Raw genomic sequence first — 241 nt, 5'->3', positions numbered from 1 at the left:
GTACGGAAGTAGAACTGCGGACGGTAGCCTTTGAAGAACGGAGTATGACGGCCGCCTTCGTCTTTGGACAGGATGTACACTTCAGATTCGAACTTGGTGTGCGGCTTGATAGAGCCCGGCTTAGCCAGTACCTGACCACGTTCGATTTCTTCACGTTTGATACCACGCAGCAGAACACCAACGTTCTCACCAGCACGGCCTTCGTCCAGCAGTTTGCGGAACATTTCAACGCCAGTACAGG

At 53.1% G+C, this 241-nt stretch carries 1 protein-coding gene; it reads right to left on the bottom strand.

Features of this window, described 5'->3' with window-relative positions; translation table 11 throughout:
- On the bottom strand, positions 1-241 hold a 241-nt coding region (locus NNN71_RS25125), incomplete at both ends, for an EF-Tu/IF-2/RF-3 family GTPase (RefSeq protein ID WP_333909592.1).

The sequence above is a fragment of the Kluyvera sp. Awk 3 genome, assembly GCF_028069715.1.
GTDB lineage: Bacteria > Pseudomonadota > Gammaproteobacteria > Enterobacterales > Enterobacteriaceae > Kluyvera > Kluyvera georgiana_A.
Note: the sequence above shows the minus strand (reverse complement) of the source record. Positions and strands in the feature narration are given on the sequence as shown.